Annotated in this window: 14 protein-coding genes; 10 read left to right on the forward strand and 4 right to left on the reverse strand. The window is 67.2% G+C overall.

Annotated elements, in window-relative coordinates:
• Window positions 1-128 precede the first annotated feature (128 nt).
• Window positions 129-392 (forward strand): 30S ribosomal protein S20, encoded by a 264-nt coding sequence (rpsT, locus tag I2456_RS17970; RefSeq protein ID WP_068033505.1) that lies wholly within the window; start codon window positions 129-131, stop codon window positions 390-392.
• Window positions 393-403: 11 nt separating this feature from the next.
• On the opposite strand, the gene holA is transcribed toward rpsT, so the two are convergent.
• Genes holA through I2456_RS17985 form a run of 3 tightly spaced genes read right to left on the reverse strand, consistent with a single transcriptional unit; the run spans window position 404 to window position 3,789 of the window.
• On the reverse strand, window positions 404-1,357 hold the full coding sequence (gene holA / locus I2456_RS17975) for a DNA polymerase III subunit delta (protein WP_139823075.1): 954 nt from the start codon (window positions 1,355-1,357) through the stop codon (window positions 404-406).
• Between the two features lie 30 nt (window positions 1,358-1,387).
• Window positions 1,388-2,938 (reverse strand): ComEC/Rec2 family competence protein, encoded by a 1,551-nt coding sequence (locus I2456_RS17980; protein WP_241007753.1) that lies wholly within the window; start codon window positions 2,936-2,938, stop codon window positions 1,388-1,390.
• Between the two features lie 5 nt (window positions 2,939-2,943).
• Window positions 2,944-3,789 (reverse strand): ComEA family DNA-binding protein, encoded by an 846-nt coding sequence (locus I2456_RS17985; RefSeq protein ID WP_085073349.1) that lies wholly within the window; start codon window positions 3,787-3,789, stop codon window positions 2,944-2,946.
• A gap of 148 nt (window positions 3,790-3,937) precedes the next feature.
• Between I2456_RS17985 and I2456_RS17990 the strand changes: the two genes are divergently transcribed.
• The 6 genes from I2456_RS17990 to I2456_RS18015 all read left to right on the forward strand — a co-directional run bounded on the left by I2456_RS17990 (window position 3,938) and on the right by I2456_RS18015 (window position 8,251).
• A complete protein-coding gene (locus I2456_RS17990; RefSeq protein WP_085073350.1) occupies window positions 3,938-4,717 on the forward strand; it encodes an SDR family NAD(P)-dependent oxidoreductase in 780 nt (259 codons plus the stop codon).
• A gap of 18 nt (window positions 4,718-4,735) precedes the next feature.
• The gene (locus I2456_RS17995) at window positions 4,736-5,146 is read left to right on the forward strand and encodes a phage holin family protein (RefSeq protein ID WP_068033510.1); all 411 of its coding nucleotides are present in this window, start codon (window positions 4,736-4,738) and stop codon (window positions 5,144-5,146) included.
• Complete coding sequence (locus tag I2456_RS18000) at window positions 5,133-5,405, forward strand: DUF3618 domain-containing protein (protein WP_068033511.1); 273 nt, start codon at window positions 5,133-5,135, stop codon at window positions 5,403-5,405. The genes I2456_RS17995 and I2456_RS18000 overlap by 14 nt, the downstream gene beginning before the upstream one ends.
• 143 nt (window positions 5,406-5,548) lie before the next feature.
• Complete coding sequence (locus tag I2456_RS18005) at window positions 5,549-6,706, forward strand: acyl-CoA dehydrogenase family protein (RefSeq protein WP_085073351.1); 1,158 nt, start codon at window positions 5,549-5,551, stop codon at window positions 6,704-6,706.
• Between the two features lie 7 nt (window positions 6,707-6,713).
• The gene (locus I2456_RS18010; RefSeq protein WP_085073352.1) at window positions 6,714-7,826 is read left to right on the forward strand and encodes an acyl-CoA dehydrogenase family protein; all 1,113 of its coding nucleotides are present in this window, start codon (window positions 6,714-6,716) and stop codon (window positions 7,824-7,826) included.
• 2 nt (window positions 7,827-7,828) lie between these two features.
• On the forward strand, window positions 7,829-8,251 hold the full coding sequence (locus I2456_RS18015) for a PPOX class F420-dependent oxidoreductase (RefSeq protein WP_085073353.1): 423 nt from the start codon (window positions 7,829-7,831) through the stop codon (window positions 8,249-8,251).
• Here I2456_RS18015 and I2456_RS18020 read toward each other — a convergent pair.
• Window positions 8,207-19,345 carry a type I polyketide synthase gene (locus I2456_RS18020; protein ID WP_085073354.1) on the reverse strand — a complete coding sequence of 3,713 codons (11,139 nt, stop codon included), beginning with the start codon at window positions 19,343-19,345 and terminating at the stop codon, window positions 8,207-8,209. The two genes, I2456_RS18015 and I2456_RS18020, sit on opposite strands and share 45 nt — an antisense overlap.
• 449 nt (window positions 19,346-19,794) lie before the next feature.
• Here I2456_RS18020 and I2456_RS18025 point away from each other — a divergent pair, with 449 nt between their 5' ends.
• From I2456_RS18025 to pe, 3 genes are all read left to right on the forward strand, one after another.
• Window positions 19,795-21,216: a condensation domain-containing protein gene (locus tag I2456_RS18025; RefSeq protein ID WP_085073355.1), complete on the forward strand. Its 1,422-nt coding sequence runs from the start codon at window positions 19,795-19,797 to the stop codon at window positions 21,214-21,216.
• 107 nt (window positions 21,217-21,323) lie between these two features.
• The gene (locus tag I2456_RS18030) at window positions 21,324-24,323 is read left to right on the forward strand and encodes an MMPL/RND family transporter (protein ID WP_085073356.1); all 3,000 of its coding nucleotides are present in this window, start codon (window positions 21,324-21,326) and stop codon (window positions 24,321-24,323) included.
• A 68-nt stretch (window positions 24,324-24,391) separates the two neighbouring features.
• Window positions 24,392-25,507, forward strand: a complete 1,116-nt coding sequence (pe, locus tag I2456_RS18035) for an acyltransferase PE (protein ID WP_068033517.1) — start codon at window positions 24,392-24,394, stop codon at window positions 25,505-25,507.
• Window positions 25,508-25,547 lie beyond the last annotated feature (40 nt).

A 25,547-nucleotide genomic window follows, 5' to 3' on the forward strand; every position in this document is an offset into this window, starting at 1 on the left:
TTTGGGCGAAAACGTAACCGACTGATAACCTGGGCAACTGCAAACTTGGGCCGTCAGGTCGCAGGGGCGCCGGATGGGGCGCCTGACCGCATGCCGAATCAACACCGAAGGACAAAGGGAACTCACGCGTGGCCAACATCAAGTCGCAGCAAAAGCGCAACCGCACGAACGAGCGCGCCCGACTGCGCAACAAGTCGGTGAAGTCCTCACTGCGGACCGCCATCCGCGCATTCCGCGAGGCCGCCCACGCCGGCGACAAGGACAAGGCCACCGAGCTGCTCGCGTCGACCAACCGCAAACTGGACAAGGCCGCAAGTAAGGGCGTGATCCACAAGAACCAGGCCGCCAACAAGAAGTCGGCCCTGGCCCGGTCCCTGAACAAGCTCAGCTGAGCCCGCTGAGTTCAGTCGGCCACTAGTTCGGCGACCTTGCGGACCGCCGATTCCAGCGCATAGTCCGCGTCCGCGGCCGCCCCTTTCACGTCGGCGTTGAGCGTCGCCACCAGCTTCATCGCGGTCGCCACCGAGTCCCGCGACCAGCGCCGCGCCTGCTTCTGCGCTTTTTGCACCCGCCACGGCGGCATCCCCAGCTGCCCGGCCAGCCGGTACGGGTCGCCGGACAGCGGACCCACCCGGCCGATGGTGTGCACGGCCTCGGCCAGCGCATCGGCCAGTACCACCAGCGGCTCACCGCGCATCATCGCCCAGCGCAGCGCCTCGGCCGCTCCTTCGACATCGCCGGCGACGGCTTTGTCAGCGATATCAAAGCCCTTCACCTCGGCTTTGCCGCTGTGGTAGCGCCGCACCGCGGCGGCGTCGACCTGGCCGCCGGTGTCGGCAACCAGCTGAGAACACGCTGACGCCAGTTCCCGTAAATCGGAGCCGACGGCGTCGAGCAACGCTGTCACCGTCTTGTCGTCGACCTTGACCCGCAGTGCGCGGAATTCCCGGCGGACGAAGTCGGCCCGTTCGCTGGCCTTGGTGATCCGCGCACACGGGTGCACCTGAGCCCCCAGCGACTTCAGTTCAGCAGCCAGCGCTTTGGCCCGCCCGCCGCCGGAATGCACCACCACGAGCACCGTTCCCGCAGGGAGGTCGGCCGCGGCCGAGGCGATCAACGCAGCCGCGTCCTTGCCTGCTTCACCCGCCGCCTCGAGAACCACGATGCGCTCCTCGGCGAACAGCGACGGGCTCAGCAGTTCGGCGAGCTCGTAGGTGCTGACGTCACCAGCGCGCATCCGGCTGACCGGGACGTCGTCGATGGCCGAGCCGCGACTGGCCCGCTTGCGGGCTGCCCGGAGCACCTCGGCCACGGCCCGCTCGATCAGCAGTTCCTCGTCCCCCAGCACCAGGTGCAGCGGCGATACCTCGGTCACCCCACGATGGTGTCACGAGGCTCCGACGAGCCCGGACAGCCACCAGGCCAACCAGCACAGACCAGCGACCGCGCCGCCGGAACGCACCGCCGCGCGAAACCACCGCCACCGCCACATCGCGGCGACGAACACGCTCGTGCACCCGACTACGACGACGCCGGGCATACCTGCGGGGACAGGGACGGTTGTTGCCGGGACAGCGGCGGCCCAGTGCGCGACGTGCACCACCCACCACACTTCCGGTGCGGTGAAGCGGATCAGCAGCTGCGCCGCGGCCGGCCACGGGACCGCCAGCACGGCAGCCGCGCTGCCCAGGACGGTGAGCGGGGCAATCACCACCGCCACCATCAAATTCGCGACGGCGGCGATCACGCTGAACCGGCCCGAGATGGCGGCGACCAGCGGCGCGGTCACCAGTTGTGCGGCCGCCGCGACGGCGAGGGCGTCCGCCACCGGCTTCGGGCAGCCGCGGACGGTCAGGCGCTGGGACCACACCGGCGCGATTACGATCAAGGCGGCGGTCGCCACAACGGACAGGGCGAAGCCCATGTCGACGGCCAGCTGCGGAGCCACGGCCAGCAAAACCAGCACCGACGTTGACAGCGCCGGAATCGCTTGTCTGCGACGGGAAGTGAGGATTCCCGCCAAGCCGATGGCACCCATCACCGCGGCCCGCAACACACTGGCCGTCGGCTGTACCACGATGACGAAAGCCACCAGCACGACCGCCGCCGACACGACCGCGACCCGCGGCCCGACCAGCCGCGCCGAAAACAACACGGCCGCGCACACGATCGTCACGTTGGCACCCGAAACCGCGGTCAGGTGCGTCATCCCGGCGGCACGGAACTCCCGCCCGGTCGCGGTGGTGACCTGAGACGTGTCACCGAGCACCAGAGCAGGCAGCATCGCGGCCTGATCGGGCGGCAAGACCTCCCGGACGACGGCCGCGAACCGGCCGCGGACGGTGTGGGCGACCCGCTGCATGGGTCCGGCGGTGCCGATAACCGGGCGACTCGTCGCGTTGAGGACGGCCACCGTCAGGTCATGGCGGCTCGGTCGCCGGATTTGGGCGCTGAACCGCATCGGCTGCCCCACCATCAGCTCCGCGTATTCCGCAGCGGGACCGAAAACGACGACGCGGCCGGAGCTTTGGTCACCGCGCAGCCTCGCCAGGGTGGCTCGAAACATCAGCCGGCCGCGCCCCAACGGCACCGGACTTTCGCTGGGGATGACCGTGACGGGAGCGACGCTGCCGAACGCGGCGGTGATCGGGTGGCGAGCGACAGCCTGGGTGCGCATGGCGATCGCCACGCCGTAACCGGCGCCCACCACGCCGACGGCCGCCAAGCCGGCGCTGAAGGCGGCCAGTCGCAGCGCAGGGCCCGGCCGGCGCCTCGCATGCCACCACAGCACACCCGAGCCGGTGGCCACCACGACGCAGCAGACAGCCGACATCCTGCCCGTCGACCACACGATCCCGGCGGCGGTGACCGTCCAGCTGGTCAACGCCGCCGGCACCAGGCGTACATCCAGCCGTGGGCGGTCGTCGCAGTGCGGCACGGCTGTCAGACACGCACCAGGGCACGCAACTTGTCCAGGCGCGCGGCGCCGATGCCCTCGACGTCGGCGAGCTGGTCGACGCTGGTGAATCTGCCGTGGGCTTGCCGCCACGCCACGATGGCCGCGGCGGTGACCGGGCCGACCCCGGGCAGCGCGTCCAGCTGTTCCACCGTCGCGGTGTTGAGGTCCACCAACTGCCCCGGTTTCGGCTTCCCCGACGTTCCCGATGTCGCCGGAGACGCCGGTGCCGGACCCGCGGCGCCGGTGCTCACCGAGCTGCCCAGGGTGGGCGGCTGACCCGAAACCGGGGCCAGCCCAACCACGATCTGCTCCCCGTCGCCGAGCTGGCGAGCCATGTTCAAGCCGATGGTGTCGGCACCGTCGGTGGCTCCGCCGGCCGCCTGCAGCGCATCGGCGATCCGGGCGCCGGGCGCCAGGGTGACCAAACCGGGTTTGTGCACCAGACCGACGACGCTGACCACGACCGGCCGGTCCGGACCGCCGCTGGCTGAAGGTCTGGCGCTTATCGACGAAACCGGCTCTACCGCAGGCAGTTTCGCTGACATCACCGGAGCAGGATGACTGCGCAGCAAGGTGAAGACGGTGATCAGCACCGCCAGCGCGGCGATGACCGCCAGCGCGATGGCGCCGGCCCGGCCGGGGTCGGCCCGCAGCCGCGCCGCCCAGCCTTGCGGGCCGGCCGTGTCGGGAAGCCACCGCGGCAGCAGCGAATTCGGGTCGTCCTCGGCGTCGTCGTCATCCTCGCCGGCGGCGGATTCCGCAGCCGTGCCGGTTGCCGGATCGGCGCTGAGCCGGCGATGCAGTCGCTCGCCGGGAAGTTCTGTTCGCATGTGCCGACCGTAGGTTCGGTGACCGTCATATCCGCCCCAGCCGACCGATCGGGGGTGGTCGCCTGTGCAGCAACGACGGGGTGTGGATAACCCGGCCGGCCGGCCGCCAATAGGTTTGATGACCGATCGTGCGGGTAGCCCCGTCGCCATGAGTTTGGCTTTGATTACTGGCGCCTCCAGCGGAATCGGCTTCGAGCTCGCCAAACAATTCGCCTCGCACGGGTATGACTTGGTGATCGCCGCCGAGGACGACGGCATCCAGGAGGCGGCCGAGTCGCTGAAATCGACCGGTGTCAAGGTCCGGCCGGTGCGCGTCGACCTGCGCACCGCCAAGGGCGTCGAAGACCTTTATCGGCAAGCCACCGAATCCGGGCAGGAGCTGGACGCTGTGGCGCTCAACGCCGGCGTGGGCACCGGCGGTGCCTTCGTGGACAGCGACCTGGACGCCGACTTGTCCATCGTCGACCTCAACGTCCGGTCCACCGTGCATCTGGCCAAGCTGGTGTTGCCGGACATGGTGCGACGCAACAGCGGCAAGCTGCTTTTCACGTCGTCGATCGCGTCGACGATGCCCGGTTCGCACCAATCCGTGTATGCCGCGTCGAAATCCTTCGTGCAGTCGCTTGCCCAGGCGTTGCACGACGAACTGCGGCACACCAGCGTCACGGTCACCGCACTGATGCCCGGCCCGACCGAGACCAACTTCTTCCGGCGCGCCGGCATGGCGAACTCGCGGATGGGACGGATGAAGCACAAGGACGATCCCACCGCGGTCGCCAAGCAGGGCTTCGAGGCGCTGATGAACGGTGACCGCAAAGTCGTCGCCGAATCGGTGATGACCAAGGTGATGGGGATCAGCAACCGGTTCCTGCCGGACTCGGTGAAAGCGGCGGCCAACCGGGTGATGTCGGTGCCGGCCGGCAATTAGACAGGATTGGAGGGTGCCATGAGCCTGGAAGCCAACCGAACGTCGGACGCCTCGATCGGCGAGCTGATGGCGCAGCTTTCGTCGCAAACCTCGCGGCTCATCCGTGACGAAATGCGCTTGGCGCAGAAGGAACTTCAGCAGTCCGCCAAGCACGCGGGCGCGGGCGCGGGGCTGTTCGGCGCGGCCGGACTGCTCGCGTTCTTCGGACTGGCCAGCGTGATAGCCGCAGCGATCGCTGCGCTCGCGCTGGTGCTGCCGGTCTGGGCCGCGGCGTTGATCGTCGGTGCGGCGTTGTTCGCCGTGGCCGGTGCGGCGGCACTCATCAGTCGTCGCCAGGCCAAGGAAGTGACCCCGGCCGCACCGCAGACCGCTGCCAACATCAAAAAGGACATCCAAGAAGTGAAAGACGCCCGTCATGACCGGAGCTGAACGCACCCCCGCGAGCGGCGGAGACCAGCGACCCGAAGTCGGCTCCGACGCCAGCATCGACGACATCCAAGCCGATATCGAGCGCACCCGGGACCAGCTCGGTGAAACCGTTCAGGCCCTGTCGGACAAGGTCAACGTCGTCGACCGTGCCCGCGAGACCGCCCGCGAGAAGGCGCAGGCCGCCAAACCGCTGCTGGCGGTAGCGGCCGGTGGGCTGGTGATCGTGGCCGTCGTCTGGTGGCGCCGGCGCCGCCGCTGAAACCCCTATCGCCGGTCGCGCCCGCGTGCCGGAGACCCGGTTGACGCGTGACGCCGCTGGACGCCTAACGTGCAAGGCAGGACTGCCGGCCCCGCCGCGGTGAGGCGCTCACCGGCAGTCACCCCGACATAAGGAGGCTGCCGATGAAGCTGGCGCTGACACCCGACGAAGCCGCGTTCCGCGACGAGCTTCGCACCTTCTACAGCACCAAGATCCCGGACGACATCCGGGAGCGGGTGCGGGAGGGCGGGTCGCTCACCAAGGACCAAATCGTCACCAACCACCGGATCCTCAACGAACACGGGCTGGCGGTACCCAACTGGCCCGTCGAGTGGGGCGGCAAGGACTGGACCCTGGTTCAGCACCAGCTGTGGGCCGACGAGATGCAATTGGCATGCGTGCCTGAGCCGTTGAACTTCAACACCAAGATGGTGGGCCCGGTGATCGCCGAGTTCGGCTCGCAAGAGATCAAGGAGCGCTTTCTGCCTCCGACGGCCAACATCGACATCTGGTGGTGTCAAGGTTTCTCCGAGCCCGAAGCCGGCTCGGACCTCGCCTCGTTGCGGACCACCGCGGTGCGGGACGGCGAAAGCTACGTCGTCAACGGTCAGAAGACCTGGACGACGCTGGGCCAATACGCCGACTGGATCTTCTGCCTGGTGCGCACCGACCCGCAGGCACCCAAGCGCCAGGCCGGAATCTCGTTTCTGCTCATCGACCTGGACACACCGGGCATCACGATGCGCCCGATCAAGCTGATCGACGGCGGCGTCGAGGTCAACGAGGTGTTCTTCGAAGACGTTCGAGTGCCCGCGGACCAGCTTGTGGGACAGGAGAATCAGGGCTGGACCTACGCCAAGTTCCTGCTCGGCAACGAGCGCACCGGCATCGCCGGGGTGGGCCGCACCAAGGTGCGCCTGGCCGAGGTCAAGCGGCACGCCGCCGAAACCGGGCTGCTCAGTGACCCGCTTTTCGCGGCGCGCCTGGCCGAAGCCGAAAACGAGGTGCTGGCACTGGAACTCACTCAGTCGCGGGTGGCGACCAGCTCCTCGGGCGGAAAGCCGAACCCGGCCTCGTCCGTGCTCAAGCTCCGTGGCAGCCAACTGCAACAGATCGCCACCGAGCTGCTGGTCGAGGTCGCCGGTCCCGAAGCGCTGCCGGTCGACGGTGACCAGATCGCCACGCCGGAGTGGGCGCAGACCAGCGCCCCGCATTACCTCAACTACCGCAAGACGTCGATCTACGGCGGCAGTAACGAAGTGCAACGCAACATCATCGCGTCGACGATCCTGGGATTGTGAGGCAGTCATGGACTTTCAGTTGAGCGAAGAGCAGGCGCTGCTCCGTGACACCACCCGCGACCTGCTGTCCCGCAGTTATGACGCGGAGAGCCGCAACAAGATCATCGACACCGAATTGGGTTGGAACCGCGAGGTGTGGAGCCAGCTCGCCGACACCGGCATCCTGGGGCTTGGGTTCGAGCCGGAGGAAGCCGGCCAACTCGAGATCATGGTGGTCCTGAACGAGGTCGGCCGACGGTTGGCGCCAGAGCCGATCCTGCACGGCGCGTTGGCACCCGGCGCAGTGATCGCTGAACAAGGCAACGAAGCCCAGGTGCAGTTGCTGGACGAGGTCGCCGCAGGCCAACGTTTGCTTGCGTTCGCCCACCTGGAGCCGGGCAACCGTACGCTGGGCACCGATGTCACCACCAATGCTGTGCAGCAAGGTGATTCGTGGGCGTTGAGCGGCCGCAAGAACCCGGTGCTCGCCGGGGACAGCGCCCAAACGCTGGTGGTCACCGCGGCGTTGCCCGACGGCGGCACCGGCTTGTTCCTGGTCGATGCCGAAGCAGGTGCCCTCACCCGCCACCCCTACCGGACCTTCGATGGGCAGCGCGGCGCTCAGATCGACTTCGATCAGACACCGGCCGAACCTCTGGGTGAAGCGGTCGACGCTTCACCGGCAATCCGCAACGCGGTCATCAGGATTCAGTCGGCGTTGTGTTCGGAAGCGGTCGGTGCGATGGAAGAAGCGCTGCGCCTGACCACCGACTACCTCAAGACGCGCAAGCAGTTCGGCGTCACGCTCAACAAGTTCCAGACGCTGACGCAGCGCGCCGCCGACATGTATGTGTCGCTGGAGTTGGCGCGCAGCATGAACTTCTACGCCGCGATGTCGATCGCCGACGGCAACCTCGACCCGGTGATCGCATCACGGGCCAAGCTGCAGATCGGCCGCTCGGGCCGGCATATCGGGCAAGAAGCGATTCAGCTGCACGGTGGCATCGGCATGACCGCGGAGTATCCGGTCGGTCACTACACCGCCCGGTTGACCGCGATCGAGCACACGCTTGGTTCGACCGAAGACCACCTCCGGTTCCTCAGCGAGCACATCGACGATCACGACCTGGCCAGGCTCTAGCCATGGCCGAGCTGTCGGACCGAGTTGTCGCGTTCCTGTCCGAGGGCACCCGCACCGGCATGCTGGGGTTCGTCGCATCCGATGGCCGTCCACTGGTCACGCCGGTGTGGTTCGTCGTCGACAACGGCGAGCTGGTCTTCACCACCGGGCGTGACACGTCCAAAGGCCGTGCCATTCAACGGGATCCGCGCATCGTCATCTGCGTCGACGACCCCCATCCGCCGTACTCGTTCGTACAGGTACAGGGGGTGGCGAACGTGACCGATGATCAGCAGGACGTTCTCGACATCGCCACTCGAACCGGTGGGCGGTACATGGGCGCCGACCGTGCCGAGGAGTTCGGCCGCCGCAACGCCGTGCCCGAAGAAGTCGTGGTTCGCCTACGCCCCACCAAGGTCATCGCCGCGTTCGACATCAGCGACTGAATCCACCGCCGGCGCTGGTTCCGGGTCCTCGGGCGCACCGCCGGATTCCGCCCCGTCCGAGGACCTCTCCACCCTGTCCGACGGCGCTGCGTCGGCGTCGGGAAGCTGACTGGCCAGGTACTCAGCGAGGCCGCCGATCGTTGGATAGTCGAACACCGCGGTCGCATTGAGCGTGAACGCGCCACCGAACTGGCTGTGCAACCGGTTACGCAGTTCGACCGCCATCAGTGAATCCGTGCCCAGGTCCAGGAAACGGCTCGTCGCCGCGGGCGGTTGCGCCAGCCGCAGGAAGCCCTGCACTTCACGCTGCAGGAATTCGGTGATGAGACTGGCGCGCTGCGCCACCGGAATCTCCTGCAGTTGCCGAAGCAACTCACTGTCACCGGCTGTCTCGGTGACGGCGCTGGGCAACACCAGGTCCAGTATCGGTGGACGAGAACTGCCCAGTACCTTCGCGGCACGCTGCCAGTTGGCTTTGATCACGGTCGCCTGCGCGGTTCCGTTGGCGACCACCTCGGCGAGCGCGCTCAGCGCAGCCGATGGCTCCAGCGGAATCAGGCCTTGGGCACCGATATTGGCGCGTGCGGCCTCCGATGACGCCATGCCGCCCTTGGCCCAGGGCCCGAAGTTCACGCCTGTCGCGGGCACGCCCCGCGCCTGTCGTGCGGCGACCAGCCCGTCGAGCAGTGCATTGGCAGTCGAGTAGTTGGCCTGGCCGGGTGAACCGAGCAAGCTGGACACCGAGGACGACACGATGAAGAAGTCGAGGTTGTCGTCCTTGGTCAACCGGTCCAGGTAGCAAGCGCCGAACGCCTTGGGCGCCAACGTGTTTCGGAAGCGCTCCACGTTCTGCTGCGACAGCAGCGCGTCGTCGAGCACGCCAGCCAGATGGGCCACCCCGGCAAGCGGCGGCAACTCTGCGCGGATCCGCTCCAGCAGGGTCGCGACCTCGGACTCGTCACCGACATCGGCCGGGAAGGTGTGGATGCGGCACCGGTAGCGCTCGGTGATGTCGTCGATTGCTCGTTGTGCGTCCGCATCGGGCGCGCGCCGGCTGGTCAATACGATGTCACCGGCACCGAGTTGGGCCAGATAGGCCGCCGTGTGCAGGCCGATCGCACCCAGTCCACCGGTGATGAGATAGCTCCGATCACCGCGTGGCTGTAGCGGGTTCGGCATCCGCAGCACGATTTTGCCGATGTGCCGTGCTTGCTGCATCCGGCGAAATGCGGTCTTTGCCTCGGTCAGCGGATAGATCTCGGCGGGCAGCGGCGCCCACTCGCCAGTGGCCAACCCCTCCGACACTTCACCCAGCAGCGCACGGATCCGTTCGGGCTCCTGCAGGGTGGTCACGTCCAGCGCAACGATCTCGTAGGCGATATCGGGACGGGCGGCAGCCATCTGTTCGGGTGTCCAGATGTCGCGCTTGGCGATTTCGGCGAAACGGCCGTGCTGGGCGGTGGCCCGCACTGTCGCTTCGACGAACCCCTCATTGGTCAGGCTGTTGAGCACGACGTCGACGCCCGCACCGTCGGTGTCGGCCAGGATCTGGTCGGCGAAATCGGTGCTGCGCGAGTCGTAGACGTATTGCACGCCCAGCTTGCGCAGCGTCGCACGTTTGTACGTGCTGGCGGTGGCGAAGACCGTGGCACCGTGCTGTTGCGCCATCTGGATGGCGGCCAATCCGACGCCGCCGCTGGCGGCGTGGATGAGCACCCGGTCGCCGGGCTTCAGCTGTGCCCAGTCGAACGCCAGCCGGGCGGTGAGCGCCGCCGCGGGGATCGTGGCCGCGTCCACCGCGCTCACCCCGTCGGGTATCGGCCCCAGCAAATGGGCCGGCACATTGAACCTGCTGGAGAACGCGCCCTGCATGAAGCCATAGACGCGCTGGCCAATCTCGAGTCCGGAGACGCCCTCGCCCAGTTGGGTGACGACGCCGGCGAAGTCACCGCCGATCGGGCCCGGATCACCCGGGTAAAGCCCCAGCACGTTAAGCACGTCCCGGAAGTTCAACCCGGCGGCCTCCACCCGCACCTGCACGTAACCCTCGCCCGGCGGCGGCACTTCGGCCTCGGTCAGCCGTAGGTTGTCTATCGCGCCGCGTTCGGTGGGCGCGAGCACATAATCGGCTGCCCGCGGTACCGCGAGATGACCGCTGCGCGACCATTGCAGCAGCCGGGATGCCAGGAACTTCCCTTGGCGCACTGCGAGTTCCGGTTCGTTCAGCGGAGCGCGCAGAAGTGCGGCCAACGAGTGCACGGCCTCCCCCGACCCGTCGTAATCGACCAGCCGGCAGCGCAGGCCCGGTTCCTCGTTGACGATGGTGCGCCCCAGTCCCCACAACGCCGCCTGCACCGGGTCGACCGATTCGCCCGATTCGGTGGCAACGGCCCGTTCGGTGACGATCCATAAACCGCCGGGAAGCCGCGACGACCCGTCGGCCTGCAGAGTGTGGACGGCGCTGAGCAGCTGGGCGATTTCATCCTCTAGCCGCGCTGCGGACTCAGCGCTCGTTTCTGCTGCCGTCGGTCCCGCGCTGCGCCAGACGATGCCGGAGAACGGCATCCCGCGTTCGTGCGCTTGGGCCAGCAGCCGTCCCAGGGGCTCCGACTCCGTCGAGAGCGACGCCCGATCTATAGAGACGCAGCCGGGCACGTTGGCCGCCAGTTCGTCGAAGCCGGCGATCAGCAAGGTTCCCGTCGCGTTTCCGGCATCGTCATCGGCTGTCGGCAGCGGCACCTCGTGCCAGCCGAGGGTGTACAGCAGCCGGGTGGCGTCGCCGCCGAGTCCCCGCAGCAACGCTTCCCGCGGCGCGCGTTTGACCGTGAACTCGCGGATACCACCCAGGCGGCGGCCGTCCCGATCCACGAAATCCAAGTCGAAGACCTGGGTTTCGTTGTCCAGAGCGTTGGCATGCCACCGCGCGCGGCAATAGAACCGTCGCGGCATCTTCTCCTGCAACTCGACCCGCCCGTACCGCAGCGGCAGGAACAGATCGCTCACCCCCTGTTCGGCCGCGAGCAGCGCCGGGAACGCCGGGAACGCGACGCCGGTGCACAGGTCGAGCAGCACCGGATGCATCGGTTCGGTTCCGAGATGTTCGGCCAGTTCGTCGCCGACGGTGATATCCCCTACCGCCTCGCCCTCGCCGAGCCACAGCGACTTCAACGAACCCGACCAGTTGGGACCCCAGGAGAGCTCCATGTCGGCGAAAGTCTCGAACAGCTGCTGCGGACGCATGCGGTTCATCCGCTCGATAACCGCGTCGATGGGGTCCCCTGGTTCCGCGGCCGGCTCGTCCTCGACGCCGGCGATAACGGTGCCGTCGGCGTTCAACGACCAATCGGCGTCCCGGACGCCGTATGGGCGGCTGTGCACCCGGAAACTCCAACCGCCGTCGTCCAGCGGATGCAGGGTCAACTGCACCTCACGAGAAGCTCTCTCCGGCAGAATGATCGGCTCATAGAAGAAGACGTCTTGGACCCGCCCCGGCGGGCCGACGGCCGCCAGGGCCATCGCCGCATATGTCGCCCCGGGAACGACAACGGTGCCATAGATGACGTGATCGGAAAGCCACGGCTGCGTCTTGACCGAGAGCCGACTGGTGTAGACCGAGTCACCAGAAGCGAGATCCTTGGCGCCACCGAGAATTCCGGAAACGGCGGCACCCTGTCCGTCGACACCCGCGACACCGGACATCTTGGGCCAGAAGCGGCGCCGCTGAAACGGATAGGTGGGCAGTTCGAGCTTGCGGCGGGGTTGGCCGTGCAAGGCGGCGAATTTGGGTCGATGGCCGCTGACATAGGCCCCGGCCAGCGCCTCGGCGACCTGACGCCGGTCGGCAATGCCTTTGCGCAACGAGACGATGGCACGCGGTGAGGCCAGATGTTCGGGCCAGACTTGCACCGCGGCCCCGGTCAGAACTGGTTGTGGACCGATCTCCATCAACACCGAGCAACCCAGGGCCGCGACCGTGCGCACGCTTTCGGAGAACTGCACCGGCTGACGGGAATGACGCCGCCAATATTGCGCGTCCAGCGGGGTCTCCGCGGTGAGTACGGCGCCCGTGCGGTTGCACACCAGCGGCAATGTCGGCATAGCGAACTGCATCCGCGCCGCGTACGACTCGAATTCGTCCAGCACCGGCTCCAGTAACTCGGAGTGGAAAGCGTGGCTGGTTTCCAGCCAGGTGCAGCGAATGCCGTCATTGCCGCACCCAGCGACGATCTGCTCGAGGTCCGCGCCGGGACCGGACAGCACCGTGTTGGGTCCGTTGTAGGCCGCGACCGACACCCGCGGGCACTCGTTGGCGGCCTCCTCGACGTAGGTGGGGTCGGCGAACACCGCGACCATCCGCCCGCCTTCGGGCAGGCTGCCGAACAGCCGGCCGCGCTCGGCCATCAGCCGTGCGCCGTCCTCGATGCTGAACACCCCCGCCACGCACGCCGCGGCGTACTGGCCCACGCTGTGCCCCAGCACCACGTCGGGTTCGATACCCCACGACTGCCACAGCCGGGCCAGGCCCATCTCGACGGCGAACAACGCCGGTTGCGCAAACGACGTGTGGCGCAACAGTTCTCCGGCCTCGCGGTCGGCGGCGAACAGCACCTCGAGCAACGGACGCGGCAGCATCCCGTTGATCGCGTCCGCGCAGCGGGTCACTGTGTCGGCGAAAACCGGCTCAGCGTCGAACAGCTCGCGCGCCATCCCCGGATACTGGCTGCCCTGCCCGGTGAAAAACCACGCCGTGGTCGGCGGGTCGGTGCACTCGCCACGCAGCACGCCCGGTCTGACCCGGTTGTCGGCCAATTCCGCCAGCGCCTCTCGGGCGCTTTGCACCGAATCCACGACCAGTGCGGCCCGATGCTCGAAATGCGAACGGCCGGTTCCGGCCGTGAAACACACATCGGCGATGTCGACTTTCGGGTGGGTGTTCAACCATTCCCCGTAGCGCTCCGCCAACGCCATCAGGGCCTGCGGTGACCGCGCGGACAGCGGCAGCACGCCGACCGGTTCGTCCTGGACGTCGGACTCCGGTGCCGCGGCGGCATCCGGGGAGGGGTCGCCCGTCGAGTATTCGTCGGGGTGCGCCGCTCGTGCCGGCGCCTCCTCGATCAACACGTGCGCGTTCGTGCCGGTGAACCCGAACGAACTGATGCCGGCGCGTCGCAGTTTTCCGTTGGTCTGCCACGGAGTGGCCTTGTCGACGACTCGAACCGGCAGCGAATCCCAGGGGATGTGCGGCGACGGGTTGTCGAAATGCAGGCTCGGCGGCAGCATTTCGTGCTGCAGCGACAACACGACCTTGATGAGACCGGCGACACCCGATGCCGACTCGAGGTGGCCGATGTTGGTCTTCACCGATCCCATCAGCAGCGGCCGGTCCGCGTCGCGGTCCGCACCGTAGATGGCCCCGGCTGCCTGCACCTCGATCGGATCGCCCAGCGGGGTGCCCGTCCCGTGCGCCTCGAGGTAGTCGACGTCGCCGCCGACAAGGCCGGCGCGGGCCAGCGCCGCGCCGATAAGACGTTGCTGCGCACCACCGTTGGGCACGGTCAAACCGCTGGAGGCGCCGTCCTGGTTGACCGCGGTGCTCGGGATCACCGCGCACACGCGGTCACCGTCGCGCGTCGCGTCGCTGAGCCTCTTGAGCACCAAGAACCCGCAACCTTCGCTGCGGACGTACCCGTCGGCGGAGGCGTCGAAGGTCTTGCACCGCCCGACCGGCGACAGCATCCGGGCGCGCGACGCGGCGATGACGGTCACCGGGCTCAGCAGGACGTTGACCCCGCCGGCCAGCGCCAAGTCGCAGTCACCGGAATGCAGGGCCTGGGTGGCCTGGTGGACCGCCACCAACGACGAGCTGCACGCCGTGTCGACCGCGACCGCCGGCCCCTCGAGCCCGAGCGCGAAGGCGACCCGGCCCGAGATGGCGTTCAGCGCGTTGCCGGTGATGAAGTGCGGCTCGATTTTCTCGATCGAGCCGGCGGACAGCAGGTGCGAATACTCGTTGGCACCGACCCCCACGAAGATGCCGCTTCGGCTGCCGCGCAACGACGCCGGGGAATAGCCGGCCCGTTCCAGGCCTTCCCAGACGGTCTCGAGCACCAATCGCTGCTGCGGATCGATCCAGATCGCCTCGCGCGGCGAGATACCGAAGAACTCCGGATCGAATCCGTCGATCTCGTCGAGGAACCCGCCGAAGCGGCTGTAGATCTTGCCCGGAGCTTCTGGATCGGGGTCGTAGAACTCGTCGACGTCGAACCGGTCCTCCGGGATCTCCCGGATCGCATCCACACCCTCGGACAACACGTCCCAGAATGCCTCGAGGTTGGGCGCGCCGGGGAAACGGCACGCCACCGCGATGATGGCGATCGGTTCGTCCGTTCGAGTCGTCACGGTTGCCGGCTGGGTTCCCGAACCGGCCGCCTGCTCACCGAGCCCCAGCACGTCGCCGAGCAGGTAGTCCACCACGTCGGAGAGCCGCGGGTGGTCCATCGCCAGGGTGGCCGGCACCTCCTTGCCCACCGCTTGCTCGATGCGGCGCCGCAATTCGATGGCCATCAGCGAATCCATGCCCAGATCGAAGAATCCGGCGTCGGCCCGGATTTCCGCGGTGTCGACCCGCGTGACCTCTGCCACCGCCTGGCGCAGGAAATCCGCCAGGATCTTTTTGCGTTGCTGCACCGGAGCTTTGGTGAGCTGCTCGACCAGCTGGGTCTTGCCGGACGGCAGAGTTGTCCCGAGCGCCGGCGCCGCCTCGGGCACCTCGCGCTCTACTTCGGCCAGGAACGCCCGCCGCCCCGCCTGCTGATAGAGCGGCAGGAAGCGAGCCCAGTCGATGCGGGCCACCACGCCTTGCGCGGGACCTTGTGCCGCACCGTGCGCCAAAGCAGCCCCCAGCAGATCGGCCATACCCGCCAGCGCATCGGCCGGGGACAGGGTCCGCACCCCGCGCTGGTCGAGGCGGGCGCGAGCCTCCTGGTCGGCCATGCCCGCCGACCAGGGACCGAAATCGACGCTGATCCCGGTGACGCCCTGCTCGCGCAGCCGCCAGGCCAGCCCGTCGAGGAAGGCGTTGGCAGCGCCATAGGCAGTCTGACCGTAACCGCCCCACACCGAAGCGATGGAAGACGTGTTCAGGAAGAAGTCCAGCTGCAGGTCCGCCGCCGCCTCCGTCAGATGCCAAGCACCCCAGACCTTCCCGGCGAACACCCGGTCCACCTCGGTGTCCTCGAGGGTGCGTAGGGGCGTGGTGCCGATCTCACCCGCGGCATGAACGATGCCGGCGATCGGCGGCAGTTCGGCCTGGACCGTGGCGAACAGGCGCGCGACGTCGTGCGCATTTGCGACGTCGGCCGTGATTACGTGGACTTCACAGCCGTGGGCTGTGCGGATGGCATCGATGCGCCGTTGCGCGACGTCACCGGGCGCGCGCCTGCTGGTCAGCACCAGATGGCCGGCGCCGTGTGCGGCCAGGTAGCCGGCGATCTCGAGCCCGACCGATCCCAGCCCTCCGGTCACCAGATACGTTGCGTCGCTTCGCAGTTGCAATGGTGTGGCGATCGGCTGCTCGGCCCGGCGCACCAGCCGCGGGACATAGACCGCGTGCTCGCGCAGCGCGAACTGGTCTTCCCGGGCGGCCGACTCGCGCGGCGCCATGACCTCGGTGATCAATTCCGACCACTCGTCGCCGCTGCCTTCACTGAGATCCGCCAGCCCGCCCCACAGGTGCGGATACTCCAGCGCGGTGGCCCGCCCGAATCCCCAGAGGCAGCTCTGATCCGGCGACACGGTGTCAGCCTCGGTGACTCGCTGCGCGCCGCGCGTCACCAGCCAGATCGCTGTGCGCAGTTCGGCGGCGGCCGCGGCGCGGAAGAGCCGCCGCGTTCCGCCCAGGACCCGGTGCTGCATCCGCAACAACGACTGCATCGACGCTGCGCTGTCCGGGCCCAACGCCGCGACGTGCAGGATCCGCAGCGACGGTTCCTCTGCCACCGCGACGCGCAGCGCCGCGGTGAGTTGTTCCTCGTCGGAGTCCGACATCGGCAACCCGAGGAACCGATGCCGGTGGCCGTGGGCGGTGAGCGTGTCGACCAGTGGCTGCACCGCACCGGCGTCATCGCCGACGAGGAGCCAGGCTGAGGCCTCGCCGGGTTCACCCGCGCCGAGGCCTGCGAACTTGGCCAAATCCCAACGGATCTCGTAGCGGGCGTCCGCGATCGCTTCGGTTTTGCGCTGCTGATTGTGTTGTGCAGCAAGCTTGGTCAGCACAGTCATGGTCTGCTCGTCGGCGTCCGCGCCGTCGAGCAGGGCCGCGAGTTCTTCGATCCGGCCGTCCTCCAGAAGGCGGACGGCTTCGGACCGCGCGGGCGCGTTCTGTTGCTGGTTGGGGCTGACGCGGTTGTCCCGGTACCAGTACTGGCGATGCTGGAACGGATAGGTGGGCAGGTCGAGCTTGTGCGCGGCCCCGCTGACAGCGCCGAAATCGGGCAGGTGGCCGAGGACGTAGGCATCGGCGAGGGCCTCGGTGATCTGCCGGTGGTCGGTGGTGTTGCGGCGCAGTGACGCGATGGCCTTGGGTGCGGTGGCCGGATCGGGCCACGCCCGCAGCGCCGCAGCGGTCAGCACCGGCTGCGGGCCGATTTCCAGCAGCACCTTGCAGCCCAGTTCGGCCAGCGTACGCACGCTTTTGGCGAATTCCACCGGCTGGCGCGCGTGGCGACGCCAGTAGGCGCCATCGAGCTTCACACTGCGGCCCAGCGCGGCACCGGTGCGGTTGCACACCAGAACTCGTTGCGGCGCACCGAAGTTGAACTGATTCGCGTAGGCCTCGAACTCGTCGAGGATCGGGTCCAGCAGCGCCGAGTGGAAGGCGTGACTGGTGTCCAGCCAGTCACAACGCACGCCGTCGGCCGCCAACCGGGCCACCGCCTGGTCCAGATCGTGCGCGGGTCCCGATAGCACGGTGTTGGCGCCGTTGTACGCCGCAACCGACAGGTTGGGATACTCGTCGGTGAGACTTTCGACGCGTTCGGCGCCGGCGAAGACCGCGACCATGCGTCCGCCCGCGGGCAGACTGCCGAAAAGGCGGCCGCGCTCGGCCATCAGCAGCGCGCCGTCCTCAAGGCTCAACACCCCCGCGACGCACGCCGCTGCATACTGGCCGACGCTGTGGCCCAGCACCACGTCGGGTTCGAAGCCCCACGATTGCCAGAGTCGGGCCAAGCCCATCTCCACCGCGAACAAGGCGGGCTGCGCGTAGGAAGTCTGGCGCAGCGTCTCCTCGCTGCCCGGGCTGTCCGCATCGAAGATCACGTCCAGCAGCGGCTTTTCCAGGACGTCGGCGACCACCGCGGCGCAGCGGGTCAGCGTCTCGGCGAACACGGGCTCGGTGTCGAACAACTCGCGGGCCATGCCCGGGTACTGGCTGCCTTGACCGGTGAACAGCCACGCCGTCTTCGGCGCGTCGTCGGATACACCACGCACCAGGCCAGGGGCCGGCCGGTCATCGGCGAGCGCACCGAGCAACTCACTCGCGGATTCCCTGGAATCGACCACCAGCGCGGCCCGGTGCTCGAAGTGCGCCCGTCCCGCTCCGGCGGTGAGGCACACATCCGCCAAGGCGGCTTCCGGGTGCGCGCTCAACCAGGTGCGGTACTGATCGGCGACCTGCACGAGCGCGGCGGGGGTGCGCGCCGACAAAGGCAGCAGGCTGAACCGCCGATTGCCCGGCCGCACGGCCGGAGCCGGTGCCGCCGCGACCGGATCCGCCACCGGAGCTTCTTCGATGATGACGTGGGCATTGGTCCCGGCGAATCCGAACGAGCTGACGCCCGCGATCCGCGGCCGACCGTTGCGTTCCCACTCGGTGGCCTCCTGCACGACCTGCACCGCAAGCCGGTCCCACGGAATGTGCGGCGACGGGTTGCGGAAATGCAGGTGCTGCGGCAGCAGCTGGTTTTCGAGCGAAAGGATGACTTTGATGACGCCCGCGATGCCCGCGGCGGCTTCCAGATGGCCGATGTTCGTCTTCACCGAGCCGATCAGCAGCGGCTGGTTCGCCTCGCGGCCGGCACCGAGCGCCGCGCCGGCGGCCTGCACCTCGATCGGGTCACCCAGCGATGTCCCGGTCCCATGCGCCTCCAGGTACCCGATGTCGCCGGGTGCGAGGCCGGCGCGCTTGAGCGCCTCGGCAATAACACGTTGCTGCGCAACGCCATTGGGCACCGTCAGACCGCCCGAGGCGCCGTCCTGGTTGATTGCGCTGCCCCGGATCACGGCGCGGATGCGGTCGCCGTCTCGGATCGCGTCCGCGAGCCGCTTGACGACAATCACACCGCAGCCCTCGCCCCGCACGTAGCCGTCCGCGGCAGCGTCGAACGTCTTGCACCGGCCGTCGGGGGCGAGCATGTGCGCGTGCGAGAAGGTGATCATGGTCGCCGGGGTGAGCAGCACGTTAGCGCCGCCGGCGAGCGCGAGGTCACATTCGCCCAAGCGCAGCGCCTGGCAGGCCTGGTGGATCGCCACCAACGACGAACTGCACGCCGTGTCCACCGCGACCGCCGGGCCCTGCAGTCCCAACCGGTAGCTGATCCGGCCCGCCGCCGCGGCATTGGACGTCCCGATCGCCATATAGGCCTCGATCTCGGGATACGTCAGTTCGTCGGATGCCATGCCCAGGTAATCGTGGGTGGCCAAGCCGATGAACACACCGGTGTTGGTGTTCGCCAAAGCCGTTGGCGCGGTGCCCGAATGCTCCACCGCCCGCCAGGCCGTCTCCAGCAGGAGCCGGTGCTGCGGGTCCATCAACCGCACCTCGCGCGCCGACATCCCGAAAAACGGCGCGTCGAAACCCGTTACGTCGTCGACGAAACCTGCCCGACGCGTCACGACCTTTCCGGGCGCATCGGGGTCCGGGTCGAAGAATTCGTCGACGTCCCACCGGTCCGGGGGGACCTCCGATATCGCTTCCCGGCCTTCTCGCAGCACCTGCCAGAACTCGTCTGCGTCTGCGGCTCCCGGGAAACGCGCCGCGTAGCCAACTATCGCAAAACCCGATGTGGGCTCCATCGGGTCTTCGACGGATGTCATGCGGTTGTCCTCCCCTATTCCGCTCGGAAGATTTGTGCCCGCCGACCCTAGTGGGCGGGGGCCATCGTTGCTCCGAAGCACATCCTGGGTCGCGCAGCATTGCACGCGTCCAGCACCAGATTGGCGGACTTGCTCCGGGCGTGACGCCTCCAGCAACCGTCGTGGCGAATTTACACAGTGCGGGCCCATTGTCGCAGCCGAATCACCGCGACGCCCAAGATGCGTCCTTGCGCGGCCGCGCGCGCACGCTGCGGTGCGAGTGCCGCCGGAACGGGTGTCCGACGGCGGGCCGCTCGCCAGCACACCACCCGCCGGGCCAGTGACCTGGTGGGCGAGCCCGTATCCTCGGATACCGCCGACGGTGCTCGCCGCAGAGGATATGTTGATGTGGCTATCAGCGGCCGGGACTGCCGCCGAGCAGCGTCCACGGACATTGGGGAGAAATCGTATTGCGAATCGGGCAGATCACAATCGGCTCGCTCGGGGACTGGAAGCCGATGCCGGGGTCGGTCATCTCCTGGCACCCGACGCCGCAGGCCCGGGAGAAGGCCCGCCAAGCACCGGTCAGTCCCGTGCCGGTCAGCTACATGCAGAGCCAACATCTTCGTAACTATCACGAACGGACCGCGGCGGGGCTGAACTTCTCGCGGCAAATCATCGCGACCTGTGAAGTGCCCGGCACGTGCGATGTTTCTGCGATGGATCACGCGGTCAACGCCTATCTGCGCCGGCATGACACGTTCCGCAGCTGGTTCGAACACACCGGTGATGGACAGTTCATCCGGCACAGCATCGAAGACCCCGCTGATATCGAATTCACGGCGATCGACCACGGCAAGATGACCGCTGACGAGATTCGTGCCCATGTGGTGGCGATCCCGAATCCGCTGGAGTGGGCTTGCTTCACCTTCGGGATAGTGCAAAGCGAGAGTCATTTCACGTTCTTCGCCGCAATGGACCATGTTCACGGTGACGCGACGCTGATCGGCACCACGATGCTCGAGGCCAACGGGATGTACGCGGCGTTGAGCGGAGGCGGTGCACCTCTGGCCCTTCCCGATGCCGGCAGCTTCGAGGATTTCTGCACCCGCGAGCGCCAATACACATCGACGTTGACGGTGGATTCGCCTCACGTCCGCGCGTGGATTGACTTCGCCGAGAACAACAATGGCGGCTTCCCGGAATTTCCGTTGCCACTGGGCAACCCGCTGGAGTCCAGTCGCAGCGACATGGTTTCCGAACTCCTGATGAATGCTCAAGAGACGGAGCGATTCGAGGCGGCCTGCACATCGGTCGGCGCCCGCTTCGTCGGCGGCTTGTCGGCCTGCTTCGCCTTGGTAGAGCACGAGTTCACTGGCGCTCTCACGTATTACGGCCTCACTCCCCGAGACTCCCGCAGAGCGTCGGACAACTTCATGACCCAGGGCTGGTTTACCGGCTTACTCCCGATCACCGTGCCGATAGCTGCGGCCTCTTTCGCCGATGCCGCTTGGGCAGCGCAAACCGGATTCGACTCGGGCCTGCACATGGCCAAAGTGCCGTATTACCGCGTCTTGGAATTGGCGCCGTGGCTGAGGTGGCCGCAGCCGAACTTTCCGGTGTTCAACTTCCTGCATGGCGGCGCGGCTCCGCTGAACGCCGTTCTTGCTGCGGCCGACTTGGGCTATGCGAACAACATCGGGATCTATTCTGACGGCAGGTACTCGTATCAGCTGACCATCTACGTATTCCGGTACGCCGAGGGCACGGCAATGGCGATCATGTTTCCGGACAATCCAATTGCCCAGAAATCCGTTGTCCGCTATATGGAAGCGATGAGGTCGGTATGTGCGCGCGTCGCCGCCAGCGGGCATTGGGGACGCGTTGCGTAGCGCGTGATTGTTCCGGGGCTCGTAAGTGACATTGCGCGGTTTGACAGGACGTCGGCGAAGCTCGCCGGCGAGCGCACACGACTGCGCGAAGCGGGGGTGAGGGCGATATGCGACGGCTAACCGACTTTGTGGTGCGGTGGCCCTGGGCAGTCATCGGACTTTGGGTTGCGGTCGCGATCGCGCTACCACTGAGTTGCCCATCGCTGAACGAGATGGCTCAGAAGCATCCGCTGGCGATACTGCCCAGCGACGCTCCGTCGAGCGTCACCGCCCGAAAGATGACCGAAGCGTTTCACGAATCGGGCACCGAGGACCTGCTCTTGGTGGTACTGACCGACGAGAAGGGGCTCGGCCCCGACGACGAAGCCGCGTACCGCAAAGTGGTGGACGCGCTGCGCGCGGACAGCCGCAACGTGGTCATGCTGCAGGATTTCATCAGCACGCCACCCCTGCGTTCGGTGTTGACCAGCAAGGATCACAAGTCGTGGGTGCTACCGGTGGGCGTCGCGGGCGAGTTGGGGACGCCGCGCTCATATGCGGCCTTCAAGACGATCGGTGACACCGTCGCACGCACCGTTGCTGGCACACCCTTGACGGCAAACCTCACCGGCCCCGCAGCAACGGTCGCCGACCTCACCGTCGCCGGCAATCATGATCGGCTGCCCATCGAACTCGCCATCGCCGTCCTGGTGCTCATCGTGTTGCTGCTGGTTTACCGCAGCGCGATCACCATGTTGCTGCCGTTGCTGACGATCGGCTTGTCACTGGTGATCGCGCAGGCGCTGGCGGCCAGTTACTCGCAACTGACCGGCACCGGCGTCTCCAACCAGTCCATCGTTTTTCTGAGCGCCATCATGGCCGGCGCCGGCACGGATTACGCGGTCTTCCTCATCAGCCGCTATCACGACTACCTGAGGTCGGGAGCGGATTGCGACGAGGCGGTCAGACGGGCGATGACGTCCATCGGGAAAGTGATCGCCGCATCGGCCACCACGGTGGGAATCACATTCCTGCTCATCAGCTTCGCCCGAATGGGCGTGTTCAAAACGGTCGGGGCGTCGTCGGCGATCGGGATCGGCGTGGCCTTCCTGGCCGCGCTGACCTTGCTACCGGCAATCCTGGTGCTCGCCGGGCCACGCGGCTGGGTCAAGCCGCGACGCGAACTGACCGCCCGGTTCTGGCGGCGGTCGGGCATACGAATTGTGCGCAGGCCGCGGGCCCATCTGGTGGCCAGCGTGCTGGTGTTGGTTGTGCTGGCCAGCTGCGCCGGGTTGGTGCGCTACAACTATGACGACCGCAAGGCTCTGAAGAGTTCTGCTCCCAGCTCGGTGGGGTATGCCACGCTGGATCGCCACTTCCCCGTGAACCAGTCCATTCCGTCCTACATTCTCATCCAATCGCCGCATGACCTGCGCACCCCGCAGGCCCTCGCCGATTTGGAACAGATGGCGGACCGAGTCAGCCAGCTGCCCAACATCGCCGCCGTCACCGGCGTCACCCGGCCCACCGGAACCGTGCCCGAACAGTTCCGAGCCACCTATCAGGCAGGCGCTGTCGGCAGCTTGCTGGCCAGCGGCTCCGACCTGATCAACGACCACACCAATGACCTCAACCGGCTGACCGACGGCGCCGACACACTGGCCGATAACCTCGGCGCCGTCCGCAGCCAAGTCAGCATGCTGGCCACCAGCATCCAGGGCCTCATCGACGCCTTCTCGTCGATGAAAGCCCAGCACAGTGGTGACACGCTGGTCAGGGAGGTCGACACCGCAGCCAAGCTCGTCGACCACGTCAACTCCCTCGGCAACTCCATGGGCTGGAACTTCTCCACCGTCCGAGACATGTTCGGCTGGATCGGCCCGGTGCTGACGGCGCTGCAGGGCAACCCGGTGTGTGACATCGACGCGTCCTGCAGCGCCACCCGCGGGCAGTTCGAGCGACTGATGGGGGCACGCGACCAAGGAGACCTCGACGCGATCGACGATCTCGTTCGGCAGATGCAGACCTTTTCGGACCGGCAAACCCTGAACGCTTCCATCGACCGACTGCGGGGCGCCCTGACCAACGTCACCAAGGTGATGCATTCCATGGGAATGGACAAACCCGGCGGCCTGCAGTCGAACCTGAACACCCTGCAACAGGGCGCAGACCGATTCGCCGGTGGCAGCCGGCAGATCGCCGACGCCGTGGCTCAACTCGTCGACCAAGTCAAACAGCTCGGCGCCGGGCTCAGTGATTCAGCGGCGTTTCTGTTGTCGCTGAAACGCGACGCGGCACAACCGGCGATGGCCGGGTTCAATATTCCGCCTCAGCTGCTCCATCTACAGGAGTTCCAGAAGGCCGCCAAAGCATTCATCTCCCCGGACGGCCACTCGGTGCGGTACTTGGTGCAGACCAAACTCAATCCATTCGGTACCGAAGCCATGGATCAGATCAACGCGATCAGTGCGACCGCGCGCGGAGCGCAACCGAACACCGCATTGGCGGACGCCACGATATCGATGGCAGGCTTCACCGTCGGCTTGCAGGACACCCGCGACTACTACAACCACGACATCCGGTTCATCATCGCGGTAACCCTCCTCGTGGTCTTGCTGACCTTGATCGCGCTGCTTCGCGCAATCGTCGCCCCGCTGTATCTCGTTGCCTCGGTGGTCATTTCGTTTTTGTCGGCAGTGGGTATCGGCGTCTTGGTATTCCAATACCTACTCGGCCAGCAATTGCACTGGAGCGTGCCGCCGTTGGCGTTCGTGGTGCTGGTCGCGGTGGGCGCCGACTACAACATGCTGCTCGTCTCGCGGATGCGGGACGAGTCACCGCACAGCATGCGTTACGGCATCATCCGCACCCTGGGCTCGACCGGCGGTGTGATCACCGCCGCCGGTCTGATCTTCGTCGCCTCGATGTGTGGTCTGTTGTTCTCCAGCATCAACACCGTGGTCCAAGGCGGGTTCGTGATCGGTGTTGGGATTTTGCTGGATACCTTCCTGGTCCGCACCATCACGGTGCCCGCGATCGCGGCGCTGCTGGGTAGAGCAAACTGGTGGCCGACCCAGGTGGGCGCCCGGAGGTCCGTGCGAAGCCCGGCGATCGAACGCGCCGAGTAGGGAGGGGTTGAGCGCCCGTGCGTGATCTGTGTGAGACTACGAGCAAAGCCGAGGGGTCAGGAGTAGGGATGAAGAAACTACTCGCGGGAGTTACGGCGCTGGTAACCGTCGGCGTCACAGGATGTTTCGGCGTCAGGACAGCGTCGGCCGATGAGACGCCCGCCGGCCCGACGCCGGCCCCCGGTACATCCACCGAGGGGATGGCGTACGCCCTCGGTGGCGCTCACGTGCTGGGTATCCCCTATGACGAGTACATCCGCCGGGAAGGCGCCGAATGGTTCCCGGGCTTGACCCGCGAAATCGTCCGCTATCCCGCCGGGCAGGTACAGGGCCACGTACTGGAACGACTTTTCCCGGGCATCGGCCGAATCGATGAAGCCTTCCCGGGCCTGGGGGTCAACGGCCCCAGCGTCGGCGAGTCGGTCGAAGAGGGAGCGGGCAACCTCGACGCAGCGATCCGCAGGGGCGGTCGCGGTACCGCGATCGGGCTGTCCGAGGGTTCGCTGGTGCTCGAGGAGGAGCAGGCGCGGCTCGCGAACGATCCCACGGCACCGCCGCCGGATCAGTTGAGTTTCGCGACCTTCGGCGACCCGGTTGCCCGGCACGCCTTCGGCCAGAGTTTCCTCACCGCCATGTTCGGCGTCGGCGACGTGGTGCCCGCACTCGACTACCGCATCCCACCTCCGTTCGAAAGCCAGTACGACACCAAGATCTTCGTGTCCGCGTACGACTCGATCGCCGACTTCCCCGACCGCCCGGACAACTGGTTCGCGCTCGCCAACACGCTGGTGGGTCTCGCCACCGGTCACACGGCGGTGGCGTTCACCAATCCGAGCATGGTGCCCCCGGAGAACATCAGAGCAACGGTCAACTCCAGGGGTGCGACGACCACGACGTACCTGATCCCCGAAAGGCACCTGCCGCTCGTCATGCCATTGGCGTACATCGGGATCCCGGAGGACACCCTGAACAAGCTTGACGGGATATTGCTGCCGCGGGTGAATGCGGGCTATTCGCGAAATGACGATCCGGCGACCGCTCCGATCCAAGTGGACCCGGTGCGCGGCTTCGACCCCGCGGCCGTCACCGCACCCGCCACCCAGGCGACGTTCGGCGGCGGAGCCGATCCGTTCTCGCAAATCCTCAACGGTGCCATGTCCGTGTTGAGCCACGGCACGGGCTGAGAAAACGATCCCAAGTCGACGGAGTCGGCGAGTTGGTACG

Origin of the sequence: Mycobacterium kubicae (genome assembly GCF_015689175.1) — a bacterium.
GTDB lineage: Bacteria > Actinomycetota > Actinomycetes > Mycobacteriales > Mycobacteriaceae > Mycobacterium > Mycobacterium kubicae.